The 3,036-nt window shown below is 75.7% G+C and carries 2 protein-coding genes; both read left to right on the top strand.

The window, feature by feature from the left end; genetic code table 11:
• Nucleotides 1–500: hypothetical protein (locus ABZ641_RS31090; RefSeq protein ID WP_359987197.1), on the top strand; the 500-nt coding region annotated here is incomplete at its 5' end.
• Between the two features lie 37 nt (nt 501–537).
• On the top strand, nt 538–3,036 hold a 2,499-nt coding region (locus ABZ641_RS31085; RefSeq protein WP_359987195.1), incomplete at its 3' end, for an AMP-binding protein.

Raw genomic sequence — 3,036 nt, 5'->3', positions numbered from 1 at the left:
ACCTGCGGACGGTCCGCCTCGGCGAGCGCTTCCCGCTGATCCTGGCCGCCGGGCAGCCGCTGTTCCACTGCGCGAACGACGAGGACTGGGCCGAGGCCCTCGCCACCGTCCGCGAACACCTCACCCCCGGCGGCCGGTTCGTCTCCGGCATCCCGTACTTCCGCTTCGACGAGATGGCCAAGTACAGCGAGCGCCTCTACCTCGCGGGCGAGATCCGCCACCCCGGCACCGGGCAGCGGATCGCCATGTGGGACTACAACACCTACGACCTCCAGGAACAGTCCATCACCCGCCGCCGGGTCAGCGAACTGCTCGACGAGGACGGCCTGGTGACCGAGCGCCGGCACACCTTCCGGAAGAACTACTACCGCTACCCGAACGAAGTCCGCCGCACCCTGCAGCAGGCCGGCTTCACCATCGAGCGCGAGTACGGCGGCTACGACGAGTCGCCGTACGGCCCCGACTCCGAGCACTACGTCTGGGTCGCCACGGCCCGCTGACCAGCCAGCACCCGGCCCGCCCGAGGAGGAGACGGCGATGGACGGCATCGAGGAACTGCTCGCGGGCCTGGACCCGCAGCAGCGCCAGGCCCTGCTCGACCAGTTGGAGGCCGCGGACGCCCCGCCCGGTCCGGCGGAGGCACCGGCGCCGCTCTCGCCCGGGCAGCGGCGGCTCTGGTTCCTGCACCGGCTGGAGCCGGGCAACCCGGCCTACCACATCTGCCACCAGGTCGACTGGCCGGGCGAGTTGGACACCGATGCGCTGGCGGCCGCCCTCGGTGACCTCGCCGAGCGGCACGAGGCACTGCGCACCCGCTACACCGCCGAGGGCGAGGACCTCCGCCCGGTGGTCGACCCGCCCGCCGCCGTCCCGGTGCGGACCGTCGACCTGACCGCCCTGCCCGCCGCCGAGGCGGAGCGCGAACTCGCCGCCACCGCACGGGCCGAGGCCGATCTTCCGTTCGACCTGGAGAACGGCCCGGTGCTGCGGGCCACCGCCGTCCTGCTGCCCGGCGGCGGCGCCCGGGTCGTCCTCGCCCAGCACCACATCAACAGCGACGGCTGGTCGGTGGACGTGCTGCTGGACGAGCTCTGGCAGGCCTACCGGGCCCGTTCGGCGGGCCGCGCACCGGAGTTCGGCGGGCAGCCCGGACAGTACCGGGAGTTCGCGGCCTGGCAGCAGGAGCGGGCCGGCTCCGGCGCGGTCGCCGCCGACCTCGCCTGGTGGCGGTCCGAACTCGCCTCCGGCGTCGAACCGCTGGAGCTGCCGGTGGACGGGCCGCGCGCCGCCGGCCGGGGCCGCGGCGCCGTCCTGCGCCGCACCCTGCCCGCGGACCTCACCGCCGCGCTGGAGGCCCTCGGCCGGTCGGCGGGCAGCACGCTCTTCATGACCGCCCTGGCCGGCTTCCAGGCGCTGCTGCACCGCTGGACGGGCAGCCCCCGGGTCCCGGTCGCGGTGCCGGTCAGCGGCCGCGGCCGGCCCGAGTTCGAGTCCGCCGCCGGCTTCTTCCTCAACACCCTGCTGCTGCAGGCCGACCTCTCCGCCGATCCGGCCTTCACCGACCTGCTCGGGCAGGTCCGGGAGCGGGTGCTCGGCGCCTTCGAGCACCAGGAGGCGCCGTTCGAACGGCTGGTGGAGGAGCTCGCCCCCGGCCGCGGCGGCCGCAGCCCGCTCACTCCGGTGCTGTTCGCCTTCAACGCACACCCGGCGGGCGACGAGCCCGGCCCGCTGCGGGCCCGCACCGCCGAGGTCGACACCTCCGGCGCCCGGGCCGAGCTGTGCGTCGTGCTGGAGGCGGGCGCGGACGGCGGACTGCGGATCGCGTACGAGTACGACCGCGACCTGTTCGAGCAGGCCACCGTGGAGCGGCTGCACGGCCACCTGGGCCGGCTGCTCGCCGGGGCCGCCGCCGACCCGGCGCTGCCGGTCTCCCGGCTGCCGCTGCTCACCGGGGAGGAGGAGCGGCAGCTCGCCGCCTGGAACGCCACCGGGCTGGAGCTGCCCGCCGTCGCCACCGTCGCCGACCTGGTCGCACAGCAGGCCGACCGCACCCCGGACGCCGTCGCCCTGGTCCGCGGCGGCGAGCAGGTCGGATACCGCGAACTCGACCGCCGGGCCAACCGCCTGGCGCACCGGCTGGTCGCCCTCGGGGTGCGGCCGGGCGACCGGGTCGGCGTCCTGCTGGAGCGCTCCCCCGCCCTGGTGACCGCCCTGCTCGCGGTGCTCCGCGCGGGCGCCGCCTACGTGCCGCTGGACCCGTCCTACCCCGCCGACCGGCTCGGCTACGTGCTGGCCGACGCCGAGGTGTCCGTGCTGATCGGCACGGCGGAGCTCGCGAGCCGGCTGGAGGGCCCGCTGCCCGCCCTGGTCGAACCGGGCGAGGACGCCGGATTCCCCACCACCGCACCGGAGATCGGCCGCGACGGCGCCGACCCGGCGTACGTGCTCTACACCTCCGGCTCCACCGGGCGTCCCAAGGGCGTCGTCAACACCCACGCGGGGCTGCTCAACCACACCGTCTGGCTGCGCGACGCCTTCGCCGTCGACGGCCGCGACCGGGTGCTGCAGAAGACCCCGATCGGCTTCGACGTGTCGCTGTGGGAGCTGCTGGTGCCGCTCACCGCGGGCGCCGCGCTGGTGCTGGCCGAGCCGGACGGCCACCGCGACCCGCGCTACCTGGCCGAGGTGATCGAGCAGCAGCGGATCACCGTGGTGCACTTCGTGCCCTCGATGCTCCAGGTCTTCCTGGACGGCGCCGAGCCGGACGCGCTGCGCGGCGTGCGCCAGCTCCTGTGCAGCGGCGAGACGCTGCCCGGCGAACTGGTGCGCCGCTGCCGGGCCGCCGGCATCACCGCCCCGATCGACAACCTCTACGGGCCGACCGAGGCGGCCGTGCACGTCACCCGCTGGACGTGCACGCCCGAGGACACCGCGGGCGTGCCGATCGGCCACCCCGTCGCCAACACGCAGCTGCACGTGCTGGACGCCCACGGCTCGCCCGTCCCGGTCGGCCGGCCCGGCGAGCTGTACCTCGGC

The sequence above is a fragment of the Kitasatospora sp. NPDC007106 genome (assembly GCF_040634455.1).
Lineage (GTDB): Bacteria > Actinomycetota > Actinomycetes > Streptomycetales > Streptomycetaceae > Kitasatospora > Kitasatospora arboriphila.
Note: the sequence above shows the minus strand (reverse complement) of the source record. Positions and strands in the feature narration are given on the sequence as shown.